This window comes from Halochromatium glycolicum (assembly GCF_016584085.1).
In the GTDB taxonomy this organism is placed as follows: Bacteria; Pseudomonadota; Gammaproteobacteria; order Chromatiales; family Chromatiaceae; genus Lamprobacter; species Lamprobacter glycolicus.
In genome coordinates, this window is the sequence record NZ_NRSJ01000066.1 from 1 (window position 1) to 18,277 (window position 18,277).

Annotated in this window: 12 protein-coding genes and 1 pseudogene; 10 read left to right on the forward strand and 3 right to left on the reverse strand. The window is 66.3% G+C overall.

Annotation, left to right across the window (positions count from 1 at the left end; all coding sequences use genetic code 11):
• The 10 genes and pseudogenes from CKO40_RS22070 to CKO40_RS25510 all read left to right on the forward strand — a co-directional run.
• The coding region (locus tag CKO40_RS22070; RefSeq protein ID WP_207173800.1) for a sensor histidine kinase at positions 1-1,648 on the forward strand (1,648 nt) is incomplete at its 5' end.
• A 4-nt stretch (positions 1,649-1,652) separates the two neighbouring features.
• Positions 1,653-2,984, forward strand: a pseudogene (locus CKO40_RS22075) (sigma-54-dependent transcriptional regulator); the annotation flags it as partial.
• A 114-nt stretch (positions 2,985-3,098) separates the two neighbouring features.
• The gene (gene argA / locus CKO40_RS22080; protein ID WP_200348624.1) at positions 3,099-4,466 is read left to right on the forward strand and encodes an amino-acid N-acetyltransferase; all 1,368 of its coding nucleotides are present in this window, start codon (positions 3,099-3,101) and stop codon (positions 4,464-4,466) included.
• A gap of 37 nt (positions 4,467-4,503) precedes the next feature.
• Positions 4,504-8,178 carry a mechanosensitive ion channel domain-containing protein gene (locus CKO40_RS22085; protein WP_200348616.1) on the forward strand — a complete coding sequence of 1,225 codons (3,675 nt, stop codon included), beginning with the start codon at positions 4,504-4,506 and terminating at the stop codon, positions 8,176-8,178.
• A 135-nt stretch (positions 8,179-8,313) separates the two neighbouring features.
• Positions 8,314-9,981 carry an exopolyphosphatase gene (gene ppx, locus CKO40_RS22090; RefSeq protein WP_200348617.1) on the forward strand — a complete coding sequence of 556 codons (1,668 nt, stop codon included), beginning with the start codon at positions 8,314-8,316 and terminating at the stop codon, positions 9,979-9,981.
• A gap of 177 nt (positions 9,982-10,158) precedes the next feature.
• Positions 10,159-10,572 carry an SCP2 sterol-binding domain-containing protein gene (locus CKO40_RS22095; RefSeq protein WP_200348618.1) on the forward strand — a complete coding sequence of 138 codons (414 nt, stop codon included), beginning with the start codon at positions 10,159-10,161 and terminating at the stop codon, positions 10,570-10,572.
• A 565-nt stretch (positions 10,573-11,137) separates the two neighbouring features.
• Positions 11,138-12,736 carry a tetrathionate reductase family octaheme c-type cytochrome gene (locus CKO40_RS22100; RefSeq protein WP_200348625.1) on the forward strand — a complete coding sequence of 533 codons (1,599 nt, stop codon included), beginning with the start codon at positions 11,138-11,140 and terminating at the stop codon, positions 12,734-12,736.
• Positions 12,736-13,389, forward strand: a complete 654-nt coding sequence (locus CKO40_RS22105; protein ID WP_200348619.1) for a cytochrome b/b6 domain-containing protein — start codon at positions 12,736-12,738, stop codon at positions 13,387-13,389. Before CKO40_RS22100 ends, CKO40_RS22105 begins: the two co-directional genes overlap by 1 nt.
• Positions 13,390-13,486: 97 nt before the next feature.
• A complete protein-coding gene (locus CKO40_RS22110; RefSeq protein WP_200348620.1) occupies positions 13,487-13,732 on the forward strand; it encodes a DUF433 domain-containing protein in 246 nt (81 codons plus the stop codon).
• Positions 13,729-14,088, forward strand: coding sequence for a DUF5615 family PIN-like protein (locus CKO40_RS25510; protein ID WP_200348621.1), 360 nt, complete (start codon positions 13,729-13,731; stop codon positions 14,086-14,088). Before CKO40_RS22110 ends, CKO40_RS25510 begins: the two co-directional genes overlap by 4 nt.
• Before the next feature lie 108 nt (positions 14,089-14,196).
• Here the strand turns inward: CKO40_RS25510 and ilvC are convergent, their stop codons facing one another.
• The 3 genes from ilvC to CKO40_RS22130 form a co-directional block, all read right to left on the reverse strand.
• Positions 14,197-15,213, reverse strand: coding sequence for a ketol-acid reductoisomerase (gene ilvC, locus CKO40_RS22120; RefSeq protein WP_200348626.1), 1,017 nt, complete (start codon positions 15,211-15,213; stop codon positions 14,197-14,199).
• A gap of 213 nt (positions 15,214-15,426) precedes the next feature.
• The gene (gene ilvN, locus CKO40_RS22125; RefSeq protein WP_200348622.1) at positions 15,427-15,918 is read right to left on the reverse strand and encodes an acetolactate synthase small subunit; all 492 of its coding nucleotides are present in this window, start codon (positions 15,916-15,918) and stop codon (positions 15,427-15,429) included.
• A 14-nt stretch (positions 15,919-15,932) separates the two neighbouring features.
• Positions 15,933-17,660: an acetolactate synthase 3 large subunit gene (locus CKO40_RS22130; protein ID WP_200348623.1), complete on the reverse strand. Its 1,728-nt coding sequence runs from the start codon at positions 17,658-17,660 to the stop codon at positions 15,933-15,935.
• Between the last annotated feature and the right edge of the window lie 617 nt (positions 17,661-18,277).

Sequence of the window (18,277 nt, forward strand, 5' to 3'; positions counted from 1 at the left end):
CCCCCAACCCAGCGCCCAGCTGAGCCACCAGCTGAGCCCCCAGCCCAGCGCCCAGCACAGGCACTCGCGACGGCGCCCCTCATTGACAGACCGCGACGCCTTGAGCTGGCTGTTCCTGTCCCGTCTGCTGTTGGTGCTGGCCCTGCTGCTCATGCTGTCGTTCGAAGGTTCGGCCGACTGGCTGCCGCGCGTGGCCGAGCCGTCCGGTGCACGGCAGCTGCTGCTGGTGCAGACAGCCGTGATCCTGCTCAGCGGCCTGATGACAGTGGTCGGCTGGCCCCGCCGCGACCAACAGGTCCAACTGGCCGTCTTCCTGGACAGCGCCTTCGCCATGTTGCTGATCCATCTCAGCGGCGGGGTCGCGGCCGGCTTCGGCCTGCTGCCGGTCGTCCCCCTGACCTGGGGCGCCCTGCTGCTCGCCGGCCGGCAGTCGTTGCTGTTCGCGGCGCTGGCCTCACTCGGGGTCATCAGTGTCCAGGTGCACGCCGAGCTGTATCTCGACGGCCATCGCGGCAGCTACCTCGAGGCCGGACTGCTCGGTCTCGTCTACTTCTCGGTGGCCATGCTCGCGCATGGCCTCTCAAAGCGCCTCCAGGCGAGCGAGCGGCGTGTCGCCCGCCGCGAGATCGATGTCGCCGATCTCTCGAAGCTCAATGACTATGTGATCCAGCAATTGAGCATCGGTGTGCTGGTCATCGATGGCGAACGGCGCATCAGGCTGTCCAATGCCGCCGCCCAGCAGGTCCTGGAGGGCTCGAGCTGGCGCCGCGGCGTCGCCCTGGGCCGAGCCGCGCCGCCTCTGCTCGACTGGCTCGAGCGGATGGTCGCTGGTGAGCCGGTCGCTGGCCGGATCATCCAGCTGAATGGACACAGCCTGCGCCCCTCACTGCATCTGCTCGGCCACAATCGTCCGCATGGCGCACTCCTCTACCTGCGCGACGAGCAGGAGATGCTGCGCCAGGCTCAGGATATGAACCTGGCCTCGGTCGGCCGCCTCTCGGCGAGCGTCGCGCACAATATCCGCAACCCGCTCGCGGCGATCTCGCACGCCGGCCAGCTGCTGGCCGAGTCGGAGCATCTCGACACCGAGGATCAGCGTCTGCTCGCGATCATCCAGCGGAATACGCAGCGCCTGGACGAGACCGTCGCCAGCGTCCTCGACCTCGCCAACCGTCATCGCGCCGAGCCGCAGCGGCTCGAGCTCAATGGCTGGCTCGTCGCGTTCTGCCACGAGTATCGCGAGATGAACGGCCTCGCCGGTCATGAGCTGATCCTTCAGCTCCCCGAGCGCACCTTGGAGGTCCATGCCGATTCCCGTCATCTGCAGCAGATCCTCAGCAATCTCTGCGATAACGCGCGCCTCCACGGCCGCGACGGAACCGGCCGCTGCAGCATCCATCTTGCGCTCGACAGAGGCGCCGACAACAGGGTCCAGCTGCGTCTATCCGATCAAGGCCCCGGCATTCCGCCGGACCTGCATGAGGCCGTCTTCGAGCCGTTCTTCACGACCGCATCGAGCGGCACCGGGCTCGGGCTCTACGCCGCGCGGGCCTTAGCGGAATCCAACGGCATGCGACTGGCGTATAGTGAACAGCGGCACGCAGGCGCCTGCTTCAGGCTGACCTTTGCCGCCCATCACCAACCATGAGGCCATGAGTAAGGCGCATCTCCTGATCGTCGACGACGAGCGCGACATCCTCGAGCTCGTCACCATCACCTGCACCCGAATTGGGGTGACCAGCCGCGGCGCACAGACGCTTGCCGAGGCCCTGCGTTTGCTCGGCGAGGAGCGCTTCGATCTGTGCCTGACCGACATGCGGCTGCCGGACGGTGACGGGATCGACCTGGTCCGGACCATCGTCGAGCAGCATCCGACCACGCCGGTAGCGGTGCTGACCGCCTACGGCAGCATGGAAACCGCGGTGGCGGCGATGAAGGCGGGCGCCTTCGATTTCGTCTCCAAACCGATCGACCTCAAGGATCTGCGGGAGCTGATCGGCTCTGCGCTGCGCCTGATCGGGACCAGCACCGCAACGGCTTCCGACGCGACCGCCGGCGAGCTCGTCGGGACCTCGCAGGCGATGCGCGAGACACGGGCGATGATCACGAAGCTGGCGCGCAGCCAGGCCCCGATCTACATCAGCGGCGAGAGCGGGACCGGCAAGGAGCTGGCCGCGCGGCTGATCCACCGCCAGGGACCCCGCCAGGATCAGCCGTTCGTTCCGGTCAACTGCGGCGCGATCCCGGCAGAGCTGATCGAGAGCGAGCTGTTCGGCCATCGCAAGGGGAGCTTCACCGGCGCCGTCAGCGACAAGATCGGGCTGTTCCAGGCCGCTCAACATGGCACGCTGTTCCTCGATGAGATCGCCGACCTCCCGCTCGCGATGCAGGTCAAGCTACTGCGCGCGATCCAGGAGAAGCGGGTCCGTCCGGTTGGCAGCGAGCACGAGATCGCGGTCGACGTGCGCATCATCAGCGCCAGCCATTGCGACCTCGAGGCCGAGGTCGAGAGCGGCCGCTTTCGCCAGGACCTATTCTATCGGATCAACGTGATCGAGCTGGTGATGCCGCCGCTGCGCGAGCGCCCGGAGGATATCCCGCTGCTCGCCGAGCAGATCCTGACCCAGCTCGCTGCAGCCACCGCGGCGCCGACGCCGCATCTCAGCGATGCGGCCCTCGAGGCCCTGTCAGGCCTCCCCTTTCCCGGTAATGTGCGCGAGCTGCAGAACATCCTCGAGCGCGCGACCGCGCTCGCCGACGAGATGCAGCGGCTCGATGTCAACGACCTGCACCTTCCGGCAGTCCAGGCCCGACGCAAGCGCGGGGCGGTCCGCCCGGAGCCCGAAACCGGCGCCCGTCCGCTCGAGGACCGCCTCGATGAGATCGAGCGCAAGGCGATCCTCGAGGCGTTGGACTCGACCCGCTGGAACCGGACCGCCGCGGCGAAACGCCTCGGCATGTCGCCGCGCTCGCTGCGTTACCGGCTGACCAAGCTCGGCCTGTCCTTGGCCTATCCCAGGCCTAATCCCAGCCGGCGCCGTCCAGACTCCCAGACCATGAGCTCCCGACGATTAGACCAGCCAGAACGCACGGCGGACATGACCACAAGCGCGCACGGCGATGCATTTCTGCATTGGTTCCGGCACTGCACACCCTACATCCATGCCCATCGCGGACGGACCTTCGTGATCGCCTTTGGCGGCGAGGTCCTCGACGATGCAAGGCTTCCCGAGATCGTGCATGACATCGCCCTCCTGCACGGGCTCGGGATTCGGCTCGTGATGGTCCACGGCGCTCGGCCGCAGATCGAGCGTCGGCTCGCCGAGCGCGGCGCCGCACTGCGCTATGTCAAAGGGCTGCGGGTCACCGACGACGCAGCCCTCGCCTGCGTCAAGGAGGCCGCGGGCGCAGCCCGGGTCGAGATCGAGGCCCTGCTGTCGCTCGGCCTTGCCAACTCACCGATGGCCGGGGTGCGCATCCCGGTCGCATCCGGCAACTTCGTCTTCGCGCGCCCGATCGGGGTGCTCGAGGGGGTCGATTACCGCCACACCGGCACGGTGCGGCGGATCGACCGCGAATCCCTGAACCAGCGGCTCGAGGACGGCGCCGTCGCGCTGATGCCGCCGATCGGTTACTCGCTGACCGGCGAGGTCTTCAATCTCACGGCCGCCGACGTCGCGCGCGCCGCCGCAGTCACGCTCAACGCCGACAAGCTGATCTTCCTCGTCGAAGGCGCCGGCCTGACCGAGCCGGAGCCGGCCCCGAACCCAGCCCCAGCCCGATCTGGCGACAGGGTTCGCTCGCACCTGCTCGGCGCCCAGGTCCCGGAACTGCTGGCGGCCCGCCCCGACCTCAGCGAGGATCTCGCCCTGGCGCTGCGCGCCGCAGCCGAGGCCTGCGAGCACGGCGTCGCCCGGGTGCACATCGTCGGGCGCAGCGACCCGTCCGCTTTGTTGCGCGAGCTCTTCACACGCGACGGCGCCGGAACCCTGATCACCGGTGAGCCCTGCGAACGGCTGCGCACCGCCCAGAGCGGCGACATCCCCGGGATCAAGGCACTGCTCGAGCCGATGGAGCGCGCCGGCATCCTGGTGCCGCGCTCGGCCGAAGAGCTCGAGCTGGTCATCGACCGCTTTCAGGTCACCGAGCTCGACGGCACGATCATCGCCTGCGCCGCGCTGCAGGGCTATCCGCAAGCCGCGATCGGCGAGCTCGCCTGCGTTGCCGTGCACCCGGCCTACCGCGCGCAAGGACGTGGAGACCGGCTGCTCGCCCATATGGAGCACTGCGCACGCGCGCAAGGCCTGTCGCGGCTGTTCGTGCTCACGACCCAAACCGCGCACTGGTTCCGCGAGCGCGGATTCCTGCCCGGCACCGTCCAGGACCTGCCCGATGAGCGGCAGCGCCAATACAATAGCGCGCGCAATTCTCAGGTCTATGTGAAGGCGCTCCGCGAGACGGACTGAACTAGGCGCCGTATTCAGCGCTGCCCCTACCCTCAAGATGCACACCAAACGATCCCAGGCCACCAACGCCTTACACCCGCAGACGGCGCCATCGCCTGATCGCCGGCAAGGCGATTCGACCCGCGCTCGGCGGCGCGCGCCGAGGCTGTTGCCGGACCTGTTGCCAGAGCTGCTGCCCGGCCGGTTGCCCAGCCTGTTAAAGGGCCTGTTAAAGGGCCTGTTGCCGGCCTTGTTGCCCGGCCGGTTGCCGGGCCTGTTACCGGGCCTGCTACCGGCGCTGCTCGCCCTCGCCGCATGGCTCCCGTTGATCGATGGCGCCTTGGCACAGGTCTCGGCCGAGACGCCGCGCTCGGCCGACGCACCGAGCATCCAGACCCCGGTCTCGCGCGCGCAGCTCGAGGCCAAGCTGGCCGAGCTCGAGGAGAACACCGAGCTGTCGAACGAGACCAAGCAGCAGCTGAGCGAGCGCTACCGGAATGCGCTCGCGAATCTGGAGTCGATGGACGCCTTTGAGAGCGAGGCCGCGACCTACTTGGCGGCACTGGAGACCGCGCCTGAGGAGGCCGCAGCGCTGCGCGCCGAGGCCGAGCGCCTCAAGACCGCCGCCGACCCACCGGTCGAGCTGCCGGCGCAGGTCACGGTCGCTGAGATCGAGCAGCTGTTGGCGCGCGAGCAGGCCGAAGCCGCCGCGCTCGAGGCGCAGCTCGCCGAGCTCGACAAGATCCTCAGCGACCAATCGAGCCAGCCCGCCGAGGTCCGTCGGCGCCTCGCTGCAGCCACCCAGGAATTGACCGAGCTCGAGGCCGAACTCAATCGGCCCCAGCCCGAGGGGCAGTCGGACGCGCTCCGCCAAGCGCGTCGCTGGGCGCTCGAGACCCGGCGCGCCGCGCTGCGCGCCGAGATGATCATGCTGGACCAACGGATCGTGAGCGCCGACGCCCGCCGCCAGCTCACCGAGGCCCGACGCGATCAGCGGGCTGCCGCGCTCGAACGGCTCAGGCTCAGACGGGCCTACCTCGAGAACGAGGCGGACCGGCTGCGCAAGATCGAGGCCGAGCGTGTCCGCGCAGAGACCGAGAGTGCCGAACGTGAGCTCGCTGAAGCCGCTCCGGTGGTCCAGGCGCTCGCCCACCGCAATCGCGAGATCAGCGAGACCATCACGGAGGTCACCGCCGCACTCGACCGGATCGACGAACAGCATGTCGCCCTCGAAGAGCAGCTGCAGGAGACAGGGCTCCAGCTCAAGAGCGCGCGCGAGCGCATCGCGGCAGCCGGTCTCAGTCAAGCCGTCGGGCAGATCCTCGTCGACGAACGCGCCGATCTGCCCGATCCGGGCCTGCTCCGCGAACGGGCCGATGAGCGTGCCGAAGAGATCGCCGAGGTCACCTTCGAGCAGATCCAGCTGCGCGAGGCGCTGCGCAGGCTCGACGAGATCGACGCCGCCGCGGCGGCCGTGCTCGAAGACGCCGACGCGCCCGCAGACGCGACCCTCCGGGCTCAGGTCATCGCTCAGCTCGAGCGTCAGCGGGACCTGCTCGAGCGGGCGCTGCGGGTGCAGGACAGCTACCAGCGGTCCATCGGCGACCTCGACTTCACCGCCGACCAATACGCGGACGTGGTCACGCAGTACCGCGACTTCCTGGCCGAGCATCTACTCTGGGTCCGCAGCACCGCGCCGATCACCGAGCAGCCGCTGGCACCGCTGAAGTCGGCGCTCTGGTGGCTGATCGCCCCGCAGCATTGGGGCGAGGTGCTGGAATCGCTGGCTCGAATCGCGAGTTCCTCGCCGCTGTTCTGGCTCGGCCTTCTCCTGTTCGCCGTGCTGCTCGCAACCGGCCCGCGGCTCCGACGCCGCATCCGCGGTTACTCGGAGCCGATGCGCCGGATCAGCACCGACCGCTTCGGCTACTCGGTCTCAGCGCTCGGCCTGACCCTGTTGGTCGCGGCACCTTGGCCGCTGCTCAGTGCGCTCCTCGGCTGGGAGCTCAGTCGCGCCTCGGCTGGCACGCCGTTCTCGCTCGCCGTCGGTAGCGGGCTGTTCACGGTCGCCCTCCCCTTCTATTTTCTGCGCGCCTTCCGGCTCCTATGCATGCCCAACGGCGTTGCGGATCGGCATTTTCGCTGGTCCGCGAGCACATTGCGCACGCTGCGCCGAACGATGCAGTGGATGGCCTGGGTCTTGCTTCCGCTCGGCTTTGTCGGCCAGACGGTAGGGCATTACGACGACCCCGGCTTCAACGGCACCTTGACGCGATTCATCGTGGTCGCGATCGCGGTTGGCCTGACCGTCCTGACGGCGCTGCTCGCGCACCCCAAGCGCGGTCTCTTCGCCGCCGCCCTCGAGGCTCAGCCACAGGGCTGGCTGAATAAGACGCGCCACCTCTGGTATCCCACCCTCGTCGCCGTCCCGATCGTGCTCGCCGGCGTCAGCTTGGCCGGCTACCTCTACACGGCCGGCATCCTGTTGCGCTCGCTGCTCAGCGAGCTCTGGCTGGCGCTGGCCCTCGTGGTCGTGCATCAGATGATCGTGCGTTGGCTGATCGTGACGCGACGGGGCCTGGCGCTGGAGGCAGCACTCGAGCGCCGCGCCCAGCGTGAGGCCCAACGGGAGGCCGCCGAGCAAGGCGCCCAGCGACTGGAAGCGCCCGATGAGCCGGTCGACCTCGCCGCGCTCGACAGCCAGACCCGCCGCCTGCTCAACAGTGTGATCGTCATCGTCGCTGCGATCGGGCTCTGGATGATCTGGTCCGACGTGCTCCCGGCCCTGAATGTCTTCGATCAGCAGACCCTCTGGTCCTATACCACCGAGGTTGAGGGCGCCAAGGAGCTGGTGCCGGTCACACTGGCCGATGTCGGCCTGATCCTGATCATCGGCGCAGCGGCAGTGGTCGCGGTCAAGAATCTGCCGGCCCTGCTCGAGATCCTGCTGCTCAAGAACAGCTCGATCACCGCCAGCGGCCGGTACACGCTCGTCAAACTGACGCGCTACGTCATCACCGCGGCCGGCATCCTGCTCGTGGCCGGCACCCTGGGCCTGCGCTGGTCGCAAGTCCAATGGCTGGTCGCCGCACTCGGCGTCGGCATCGGCTTCGGACTGCAGGAGATCGTCGCCAACTTCATCAGCGGCCTGATCATCCTGTTCGAGCGGCCGGTGCGGGTCGGCGATATCGTCACCATCGGTGACACCACCGGCACGGTCAGCAAGATCGAGATCCGCGCGACGACCATCCGCAACTGGGATCGCCAAGAGCTGTTGGTGCCGAACAAGGAGTTCATCACGGGCCGGCTGCTGAACTGGACCCTGAGCGATCAGCTCAACCGTGTCGTGATCCCGGTCGGCATCGAATACGGCAGCGATACCCGCAAGGCCCTGGCACTGCTGAGCGAGGCGGCCGCCGAGCATCCGCTGGTCCTCGACGACCCGGAGCCCATGATCACCTTCGAGGGATTCGGGGACAACGCCCTCAACCTCGTGCTCCGCTGCTACCTCGAGACGCTGGATTTCCGCCTCGCAGCGATCAGCGAGCTGCATCAGGCGATCGATGACAAGTTCCGCGCCGCCGGCATCGGCATCGCCTTCCCACAGCGCGATATCCACCTGCGCTCGGCCGAGCCGATCGAGATCAGGATGCGTCGCACAGCCGCACTGCCGACGAATAGCCCGCAGTCGCCGGCAGCACCTGATCAAGCCGGCGCCAACCAGACGAGTTGATCCCGCCCGGCCACTGATGGCCGGACAGCGCTGGGATGGAAGCCGCCCCGGCGCCGCATCCCGGCTGGCGATGCCGCAAAGCCGAGCAAAGCCGTTTATACTCTGCAGCCGCTGCCGCCACGTTGCGAGAACTGCATGGCCGACGCCGACGTTTCCGTCGCCCCAGATCCTGATCGGCCGCCTGATCGGCCGTCTGATCGGCGGCCCGATCGATCGCCTGACCGCGCGCTTGATCAGCCTCCTGATGGGCACTCTGCCCGGCATCCCGAGCGGAACCCCGCTCCGCAGGTCAAGGCGCCGGCCCCCGCAGCCCCGACGCCGCCGGACAGCTTTGCCGCGGTCGATCTCGGCTCGAACTCGTTTCATCTATTGGTTGCAAGGCTCGACGGCGGCACCTTGCAGGTCATCGACCGCTACAAGGAGATGGTCCGCCTCGGCGAGGGCTTGACCGAGGATAAGCAGCTCCTTCCCGAGGTCGCCGAACGCGCCCTCGCCTGTCTCGAGCGGATCGGCCAGCGCCTGCGCGGTGTCGCCCCGGACAATATCCGCGTTGTCGGCACCAACACCTTGCGTCAGCTGCGCGCCGAGACGGGCTTCGTCGAGCAGGCCGAGCGGCTACTCGATCACCCCATCGAGGTCATCGCCGGCCGCGAAGAGGCGCGGCTGATCTATCTGGGCGTGGCCCATGGGCTCGCGATCGGTGATGAGAAGCGGCTCGTCGTCGACATCGGCGGCGGCAGCACCGAGCTGATCGTCGGCCAGGGCTTCCAGGCGACGCTGCGCGAGAGCCTGCACATGGGGTGCGTCAGCATCTCGCGGCGCTACTTTCCCAATGACAAGATCACCGCCAAGGCAATGGACAAGGCGGAGCTGGCCTGCGCGCTCGAGATCCGCCCGGTCCGCGAGCTCTTTCGCCAATCCGGTTGGTCGACGGCGACGGGCAGCTCGGGGACGATCAAGGCGATCGCCTCGGTGCTTGCAGCCGAGGGCTGGAGCGAGGACGGCATCACGCTCGAGGGCCTGGCACGGCTGCGCGACGCGATGATCGAGTGCGGCAAGGTCTCGGCACTGGCGTTCAAGGGGCTCAGCGATGAGCGCCGGCCCGTGTTCGCCGGCGGTGTCGCCGTCTTGCGCGCCGTCTTCCAGCACCTCGGCGTCCAGCAGATGCGCGCCTCTGACCAGGCGCTGCGCGAAGGCCTCATCTATGAGATGGACGGGCGCGTGCACCATGAGGATGTGCGCGAGCGCACCGTCGCGACCCTCTGTCGCCGCTTCGAGACCGATCCAGAGCATTCGGGACAGGTGCGCGCCACCGCGCTGGAACTGCATGCGCAGCTGCGCGAGCCCTGGGAGCTGGGCCACGAGAACCATCCGAAGATGCTCGGCTGGGCGGCCGAGCTGCACGAGATCGGGCTGGCGGTCTCGCATAGCCAATACCAGAAGCACGGCGCTTACCTACTGCGCAATGCCGACCTCTCCGGCTTCACCCGCCAGGAACAGGACGTGCTCGCAGCCCTGGTGTTGGGACACCGGCGCAAGTTCCCGGTCGATGTGTTCGCGCAGCTGCCGCGGCCGGCTCGCGAGTGCGGCCGCCGGCTCGCCATCCTGCTGCGGTTGGCGGTGCTGATGCATCGCGGCCGTTCGGCGAAGGCCAACCCCAGAGCGCAGGTCAGCGCCGATGGCGAGCATCTGTCATTGCGCTTCCCGCCGAACTGGCTCGATGACCACCCGCTCACGCGGTTGGAGCTCGAGGAGGAGGCCGCACGCCTCGCCCCAGCCGAGATCAGACTCGATTTTGGCTGAGCGATAACGGCCGATACCCTCAACATCGGCGCAAACGCTGCGGCTTGCTGGTAGAATCCCTCCACGCGTGGGTGAGCCCCTGTAGCCGCGTCGCGCCCGGCCTCGCCCTCGCTGTAATTGCCCCTGTACTGACGTACCACGCCGCTCCAGACACCAATTGACGGAGGATTCTAGATCATGGCCAAACTCTTTTCCGCCGAATGGATGAACCAGCTCAAGGACGCCTGGAACAACGATCCCGAGGTCAGCGGCAAGCTCGCCGAGATCGGGTTCGATTCCATCATCACCTGCGGGTACAAGGACGAGGCCGATCCGCGTGGCGTCTTCGTCGTCGAGAAAGGGATCTGTGTCCGCGCTGGCGATTGGTCGGATGAGCAGCCTGATTGGGATATGCGTGCTGACATGAAGGATTGGCTGAAATGGGTCGAGAAAGGGATCGGCATGGTCGGGATGGGCACCGCCTACGCCACCGGCAAGCTTAAGTTCAAGACCGGTGACTACTCTTCGATGATCAAGGACCCGCGCATGGCCGGGCCGTTCGTCAAGAGCTTCAACCTGATGAAACAGATCGGCGCCGACGAGCTCGGCTAAGCCGCTCGAGAAGCCGTTCGACCGCACTCGCCTTGCTCGAACGCAGAAACCCGCCGAAAGGCGGGTTTTTTATTTCCAGACTGCTTGACCAGCGACATCGCATGACGCATCTCAAACCCAAGGGTTGCGCCATATCACAGACGCGACGGGCCATTCTTTAGGAAACTAAGCGGTCATGCTCCGGCCTGGGTACAGGGCCAGAGCAGAGATGACCATCTTCTGGAGAGACCCGCCCATGCGAGGCCGCATCCACTTCGCGCAACCTCCGATGCTGCGACACAGACCGCGCCAGATTCTGCACCAGGGTCTGCACCAGGGTCTGCACCAGGGTCTGCACCAGGGTCTGCACCAGGGTCTGCACCAGACTCTGCACCAGACTCTGCACCAGACTCTGCGCCAGATTCTGAACCAGAGTCTGCGCCGGTTCGTTCAGGTCGCCCCGGCCGACGCACAGCCCACCCAAGAGGGCCGACCAGCGCCCAAACAGGCGCGGTCGCTGCCGGCGTTCAGGCCGGGGCTCACCGCGCTTGGGACGCTCGTCCTCGTGCTCACCGCGCTCGCTGCGATGCCGAGCGCCCTCTTCGCCGATGCATCCGGCTGGCCGACCCCGCCGGCCAGCGAGGCACCAAAGCCGCAGGTCTCCGGTCCGCTGCAGGGCGGCACCGCCGATCACAGCAAGTTCGAGGAGCTCAAGGGTCCCTTCGCCAACGGCTCGGAGGTCACCGAGGCCTGCCTCGGCTGCCACACCGAGACCGGCGAGCACTTCATGCAGAACATCCACTGGACCTGGTCGTACCAGGACCCGAACACCGGCCAACAGCTCGGCAAGCGCTACCTGATCAACAATTTCTGCACCAATTCGCGCGGCAACGAGGGGATGTGCGCCCAGTGCCACGCCGGTTACGGCTGGAAGGACGAAGATTTCGACTTCAGCGACGAGACCAAGATCGACTGCCTGGTCTGCCACGAGACCACCGGCACCTACTACAAGACCCCGAACAGCGAAGGCCATGCGGCCTGCTCGGTGATGTTCGAGGGCAAGGAGCCGATCGATCTGGCCGCCGCCGCGCAGAGCGTCGACCTGCCGCAGCGTGCCAACTGCGGCAGCTGCCACTTCAACGGCGGCGGCGGCGACAACGTCAAGCACGGCGATCTGTCGACCGCGCTGATCGAGCCGCCGCGCACCCTCGATGTGCACATGGGCGCCGACGGTCTCAACTTCGCCTGCACCGCCTGCCATGTGACCAACAAGCACATCTGGGCCGGCAGCCGCTACAACGTCGTCTCCAAGGACACCGAGGGCACCGGCCTGCCCGGCCAGCGCACCGATGTCGCGACCTGCGAATCCTGCCACGGGCTGGCACCCCATCCCGTCGACTCGCTGGCGGCCTTCAAGCTCAACGACCATGTCCAGAGCGTCGCCTGCCAGACCTGCCATATCCCCGAGTTCGCGCGCGGCGGGGTCGCGACCATCGTCGACTGGGACTGGCGCACCGCCGGCAAGACCCGTGACGGCGAGGGCTATCACGAGGAAGGCTACATCCAGGGCAACGGCGAGCACCGCTACACCTACAAGTCGATCAAGGGCGATTTCACCTACGACGAGAACATCGTCCCCGAGTACGACTGGTTCGACGGCCAGATGGTCTACACCACGATCAACACAACCTTCGACCCGAACGCCGACTCGATCGAGATCAACGGCTTCAGCGGCTCGCGCGAGGACGAGCGCTCGCGCATCTGGCCGTTCAAGCGGATGCACACCTGGCAGCCGTATGACAAGGGCCACGGCACCCTGGTCTACACCCACCTCTGGGGTGAGGACGAGGCCGCCTACTGGGGCAACTACGATATGGGCGCCGCGATCGAGAAGGGCATGGCCGACTTCGGGCTCGACTACTCCGGCGAGTACGGCTTCATCGAGACGATCTCCTGGTGGCCGATCACGCACATGGTCGCACCGAAGGAGCAGGCCCTCGCCTGCGGCGACTGCCACGCGCCGCAAGACAGCCGGCTCGCCGAGGTCAAAGGCATCTATCTGCCCGGTCGTGACCGCAATGCCTGGCTCGACAATCTCGGCACCATCCTGGTGTTCGGCACCCTGGGTGGCCTCCTGATCCACGCCGGCATCCGCTTCTTCTCACCGAAGGGAGACCACCACTGATGGCCCTGCACCGCGTCAAGATCTTCAGCCTGTTCGAGCGCTTCTGGCACTGGTCGCAGATGCTGCTGATCGTTGTGCTGCTGATCACCGGCTTCGGGCTGCACGGCTTCCATAATCTGCTCAGTTTCGAGCAGGCGGTGACCTTGCACACCGGCGCCGCGCTGGCACTGCTGGTGGTCTGGGCCTTCGGCACCTTCTGGCTCTTCACCACCCGCAACTGGCGGCACTTCATCCCCACCGCCAGCGGGATGTGGGGCGTGCTGCGCTACTACAGCTTCGGCATCTTCAGGGGCGAGCGCCACCCCTACCGCAAGGCCTACTGGCGCAAGCACAACCCGTTGCAGGCATTGGCCTACACCATGCTCAAGCTGGTGCTCTTCCCGGCGATCTGGATCAGCGGCCTCGCCTACCTGTTCTACTTCGCATGGCGGGACATCCCCGACGCAACGGCCTGGCTCGAAGGCATCGCGCTCGTCCACACTGCAGCCGCCTTCGCGATCCTGACCTTCGTCTTCATCCACGTCTACATGCTCACCACCGGTCACTCGTTCCGCGACCATGTGATGCCGATGATCACCGGCTTCGACGAGGTCGACCTCACGCCCGAAGAGGAGGCTTACCTGCGCAAGGACGAGCCGGAGCAGATTCGCTGACGAGAGGACGGGCGCTCGCTATCGCCATCAGCCGGGCTTAGACTGGTGCGAATGCACTTCGCGAAGCGCGCGAAGCTCACAGTGCGGGGATGAACAGATGGGCCAAGACGACCTGTTACACCGGATTACTAGCCGTCCCGACGTCTTCGGCGGCAAGCCGATCATTCGCGACTCGCGGATCTCGGTCGAGCTAATCTTGAGCCTCCTGGCTCAGGGCGAGTCCAGCGACGCAATCTTGGACGATTACCCCGGATTGGAGGCGGAGGATATCAGCGCCTGCCTCGCCTATGCGCACGCCATCATCGCCCATGACAGGATTGACCACCTCGCGCTGCCAGGATGAGGTTCCTCGTCGACCGTTGTGCCGGACGTCGCCTGGCCCTGTGGCTTCGAGAGCAGGGACATGATGTGCGGGAAGCCCTAGAAGTACAACCAGATCCCGGGGATCAAGCGCTACTGCAGTGGGCCGTCAGCGAACAGCGTATCCTGATCACCATCGATAGCGATTTCGGCACGCTAGTCTATCTTCGGGGGCAAAGCCATTGCGGACTGATTAGGCTACCAGACGTTCCGGCACGTCGTCGTATCGCATTGATGGCACGACTGATCGAGCTGTATCCACAGGAACTCCAAACAGGAGCCGTATTCACGGTCGGGACCGACCGTGTGCGCATCTCACAAGCGCCAACCGAACGGTAAGCGCTGCCCAGTGGTCTAAGCAGCGGTCTTCGGGCGCGGTTGCCTCGTATCGGCGAAACGCGACGAGGCCATGGACCTGACTCGGTCCATAGCCTACCCGCCAGGAAATCAGTTCCGCGACTTGTCGACCAGCTGCTTCTCCCGAATCCAGGGCATCATCTCGCGCAGGCGCCCACCGACCTCCTCGATCTGATGCTCCTGCGACAGGCGGCGCATCGCCTTCATGCGCGGCGCGCCGGCCTGGTTCTCGAGGATGAACTCGCGCGCGAAGGAGCCGTCCTGGATCTGGCCGAGCACCCGCTTCATCTCGGCGCGGGTCTCGTCGGTGATGATGCGTGGGCCGCGGGTCAGGTCGCCGTACTCTGCGGTGTTGCTGATCGAGTAGCGCATGTTCGCGATGCCGCCCTCGTAGATCAGGTCGACGATCAGCTTGACCTCGTGCAGGCACTCGAAATAGGCCATCTCCGGCTCGTAGCCGGCCTCGACCAGGGTCTCGAAGCCGGCCTGGATCAGCGCCGTCAGCCCGCCGCAGAGCACCACCTGCTCGCCGAATAGGTCGGTCTCGCACTCCTCGCGGAAGCTGGTCTCGATGATCCCGGCGCGGCCGCCGCCGTTCGCCGACGCATAGGCCATCGCGATATCACGCGCCTGCCCGGTCGCATCCTGCTGCACCGCGATCAGGCTCGGTACGCCGCCGCCCTGGGTATAGGTCGAGCGCACCAGATGACCCGGCCCCTTCGGTGCGATCATGATCACGTCCAGATCGGCGCGCGGCTCGATCTGGCCGTAATGGATGTTGAAGCCGTGTGCGAAGGCCAGCGCGGCGCCCTGCTTGATGTTCGGCGCGACCTGATCGCGATAGAGCTTCGCCTGGTGTTCATCCGGCGCGAGGATCATCACCACATCGGCGCCGCTGACCGCGGCCGGGATCTCCTGCACTTCAAGCCCGGCATCACTCGCCTTGGCCGCCGACGCCGAGCCGGCGCGCAGGCCGACGACGACATTGACGCCCGAGTCCTTCAGGTTGTTCGCGTGCGCATGGCCCTGCGAGCCGTAGCCGATGATCGCGACCTTCTTCCCCTGGATCAGCGAGAGGTCGGCGTCTTTGTCGTAATAAACGTTAATGGCCATGATCGGTCCTGGTGTAAGTGGGTCATTGTTCGTGGGGATGGCCGCTCGCTCAGCAGGCCAGCGAGCGGCAAGCCGGAATCAGCCCGGCAAGGATGCCATTGTTTGGGCCCAGCGTTTAGCGGCCCCGTCTCGGCAAGCGGGTCTCAGCAGTCGGCGCAAAGCCATCGACGGCTAGCGCCTCTTCGAGCCGCTCCCGAGCGCAATCGCTCAGAGCGTCAGCCCCTTTGCGCCGCGTGCGATCCCGGTCGGGCCGGAGCGCACCACCTCGGTGATCAGCCCCTCCGGCACCGCCTCGATGAAGGCATCGAGCTTGCGCGACGCGCCGGTGAGTTCAACGATGTAGCTCGCCTCGGTCACATCGATGATCTTCGCGCGGAAGATCTCGGTCAGCCGCTTGAGCTCCTCGCGGTCGCCGCCGGCCGCCTTGAGCTTGATCAGCATCATCTCGCGCTCGATGTGCTCGCCCTCGGAGAGATCCTGCAATTTGACGACGTCGATCAGCTTGTTCAGCTGCTTCTTGATCTGCTCGACGATGTCGTCATTGCCGCTCGTGACCAGCGTCATCCGCGAAAGCGTCGGCTCGTCGGTCGGCGCGACGGTCAGGGACTCGATGTTGTAACCGCGGGCCGAGAACAGGCCGGCGATGCGCGAGAGCGCGCCCGACTCGTTCTCGACCAGCATCGAAATGATGTGTCGCATAGGGACTCCCAGCCTCAGGCCAGCTCGCGCTCGGACATCGTCGGCGGCAGCTCCATCTCGTGGTGGCCCTTGCCGGCGCAGATCATCGGATAGACGTTCTCGGACGGATCGACCACGACATCGAGGAAGACGAAGCGATCGGTCATCGCGAACGCCTCGCGCATCGCCGCCTCGAGCTCCTCGGGACGCTCGACGCGCATGCCGACGTGACCGAAGCTCTCGGCGAGCGCGACGAAGTCCGGCAGTGCATCAACATAGGAATGCGCATAACGGCTCTCGTAGAAGAACTCCTGCCATTGGCGCACCATGCCCATGTAGCCGTTGTTCAGCAGCACGACCTTGACCGGCAGATCATACTGCTTGCAGGTCGCCATCTCCTGGATGCACATCAGGATGCTCGCCTCGCCGGAGATGCAGGCGACCTGTGCGTCTGGGTGCGCCAACTGCACGCCCATCGCCGCCGGCAGCCCGAAGCCCATGGTGCCGAGCCCGCCCGAGTTGATCCACCGGCGCGGCTTATCGAACGGATAGAACTGGGCCGCGAACATCTGATGCTGACCGACATCGGAGGTCAGATAGAGCTCACCGTTGGTGACCTTGTACAGGGTCTCGACCGCGAACTGCGGCTTGATCACCGGGCTCGAGCGGTCATAGCGCAGGCAGTCGATCCCACGCCAGTCGTCGATCTGCTTCCACCAGGCCGCAAGCGCGTCCTGATCCGGCCGGCCGCCGCTCTCGCGCAGCACGCCGAGCATGTCGGTGACGACGCTGCCGACCGGACCGACGATCGGAACCTGCACCTTGACGTTCTTCGAGATCGACGACGGGTCGACGTCGACATGGATGATCTCGGCATGTGGGCAGAAATGCTCGATCTTGCCGGTCACGCGGTCGTCGAAGCGGGCACCGATCGCGATCAGGCAGTCGGTCTCGTGCATGGCCATGTTGGCCTCGTAGGTGCCATGCATCCCGAGCATACCGACGAACTGCTTGTCGGTCATCGGATAGGCGCCGAGGCCCATCAGCGTGCTGGTGATCGGGTAGCCGAGCGCCCGCACCAGCTCGGTCAGCGGCGCCGCCGCATCGTCCAGGATCGCGCCGCCGCCGGTGTAGAAGATCGGCCGTTTGGCATCGAGCATCGCCTCGACCGCCTTGCGGATCTGGCCCAGGTGCCCGCGTTTGGCCGGGTTATAGGAACGGATGCTCAGATCGCGCGGATAGACATACGGGATCTTGATATTCGGGTCGGTCACGTCCTTTGGGATATCGACCACGACCGGACCAGGACGCCCGGACTGCGCAATGAAGAACGCCTTGCGGATGGTCTCGGCCAGGTCCTCGATGCGCTTGACCAGGAAGTTGTGCTTGACACAGGGCCGGGTGATGCCGACGGTGTCGACCTCCTGGAAGGCATCGCTGCCAATCACCGGCGTCGGCACCTGACCGGTGATCACGACCATCGGGATCGAATCCATATGCGCGGTGGCAATCCCGGTCACGGCGTTGGTCGCGCCCGGCCCCGAGGTCACCAGGCAGACGCCGCACTTGCCAGTCGCGCGCGCATAGCCGTCAGCGGCGTGCGTGGCCCCCTGCTCATGGCGCACCAGCACGTGTCGGATCGCATCGCCACGCTTGAACAGCGCGTCATAGATGTGCAGCACCGCGCCGCCTGGATAGCCGAAGACGTATTCGACGCCCTCGTCGACCAGCGCCTGCACGGTGATCTCGGCGCCGCTCAGCATCGCTGGCTCACCGGTCTGCCCCCCCGGCCCGGGCGCAGCGGCCGAACCGCTCAACCCGGTCGCGGCAGTTTCGTCATTGTTAGGTCGGTCGACCGAATTTGAATGCACGCAGGCACCCTCCGTACGAATCGGCTCGGTGGATACAACGCCACAAGCAGCAAATACCGGGGCCGCACCAGAAGGTAGCAACCGCTCAAGGCAGCAACCTGTCGTTGTGCCGCAGCAGGCCTCTACATCCGGGTTGCGCAGGTCGAGACCAAGGTATCGTCCGACGAGCCGTCACGGTCTGAGCTGGGGATCACCGTCAAGCCCCGCTCGCGCCCCGGGAGGCCCTTCCGGCTGCAGAGGCGAGAAGGCAGGGTCTGAGCAAGCTGATACTCCTCGCTCTGGCGACCCCTCGCGGTGCGTCAGGAGCGGGCTTCCTGAGCCACTGTAAACGCTCGAGATTACTAAAAAACCGAGCATAGGGTCAACCACGGAACCTGCAAGCCAGCAATTCCCGCCATCCTCGGAGATGGCAGCTGACAAGACACGGAGACCGGCATTGAAGATCTCTGGACGCATGGACGCCTCGCTGCAGAGCAACGCTTTGATGAAGCTGGCTTGTTCTCCCCTCA

What these genes read in the sequence shown, in the direction of transcription:
- argA (WP_200348624.1), top strand. Translation starts at nt 3,099, where the DNA reads ATGACCACAAGCGCGCACGGCGATGCATTTCTGCATTGGTTCCGGCAC.
- CKO40_RS22085 (WP_200348616.1), top strand. Translation starts at nt 4,504, where the DNA reads ATGCACACCAAACGATCCCAGGCCACCAACGCCTTACACCCGCAGACG.
- ppx (WP_200348617.1), top strand. Translation starts at nt 8,314, where the DNA reads ATGGCCGACGCCGACGTTTCCGTCGCCCCAGATCCTGATCGGCCGCCT.
- CKO40_RS22095 (WP_200348618.1), top strand. Translation starts at nt 10,159, where the DNA reads ATGGCCAAACTCTTTTCCGCCGAATGGATGAACCAGCTCAAGGACGCC.
- CKO40_RS22100 (WP_200348625.1), top strand. Translation starts at nt 11,138, where the DNA reads ATGCCGAGCGCCCTCTTCGCCGATGCATCCGGCTGGCCGACCCCGCCG.
- CKO40_RS22105 (WP_200348619.1), top strand. Translation starts at nt 12,736, where the DNA reads ATGGCCCTGCACCGCGTCAAGATCTTCAGCCTGTTCGAGCGCTTCTGG.
- CKO40_RS22110 (WP_200348620.1), top strand. Translation starts at nt 13,487, where the DNA reads ATGGGCCAAGACGACCTGTTACACCGGATTACTAGCCGTCCCGACGTC.
- CKO40_RS25510 (WP_200348621.1), top strand. Translation starts at nt 13,729, where the DNA reads ATGAGGTTCCTCGTCGACCGTTGTGCCGGACGTCGCCTGGCCCTGTGG.
- ilvN (WP_200348622.1), bottom strand. Translation starts at nt 15,918, where the DNA reads ATGCGACACATCATTTCGATGCTGGTCGAGAACGAGTCGGGCGCGCTC.
- CKO40_RS22130 (WP_200348623.1), bottom strand. Translation starts at nt 17,660, where the DNA reads ATGCTGAGCGGCGCCGAGATCACCGTGCAGGCGCTGGTCGACGAGGGC.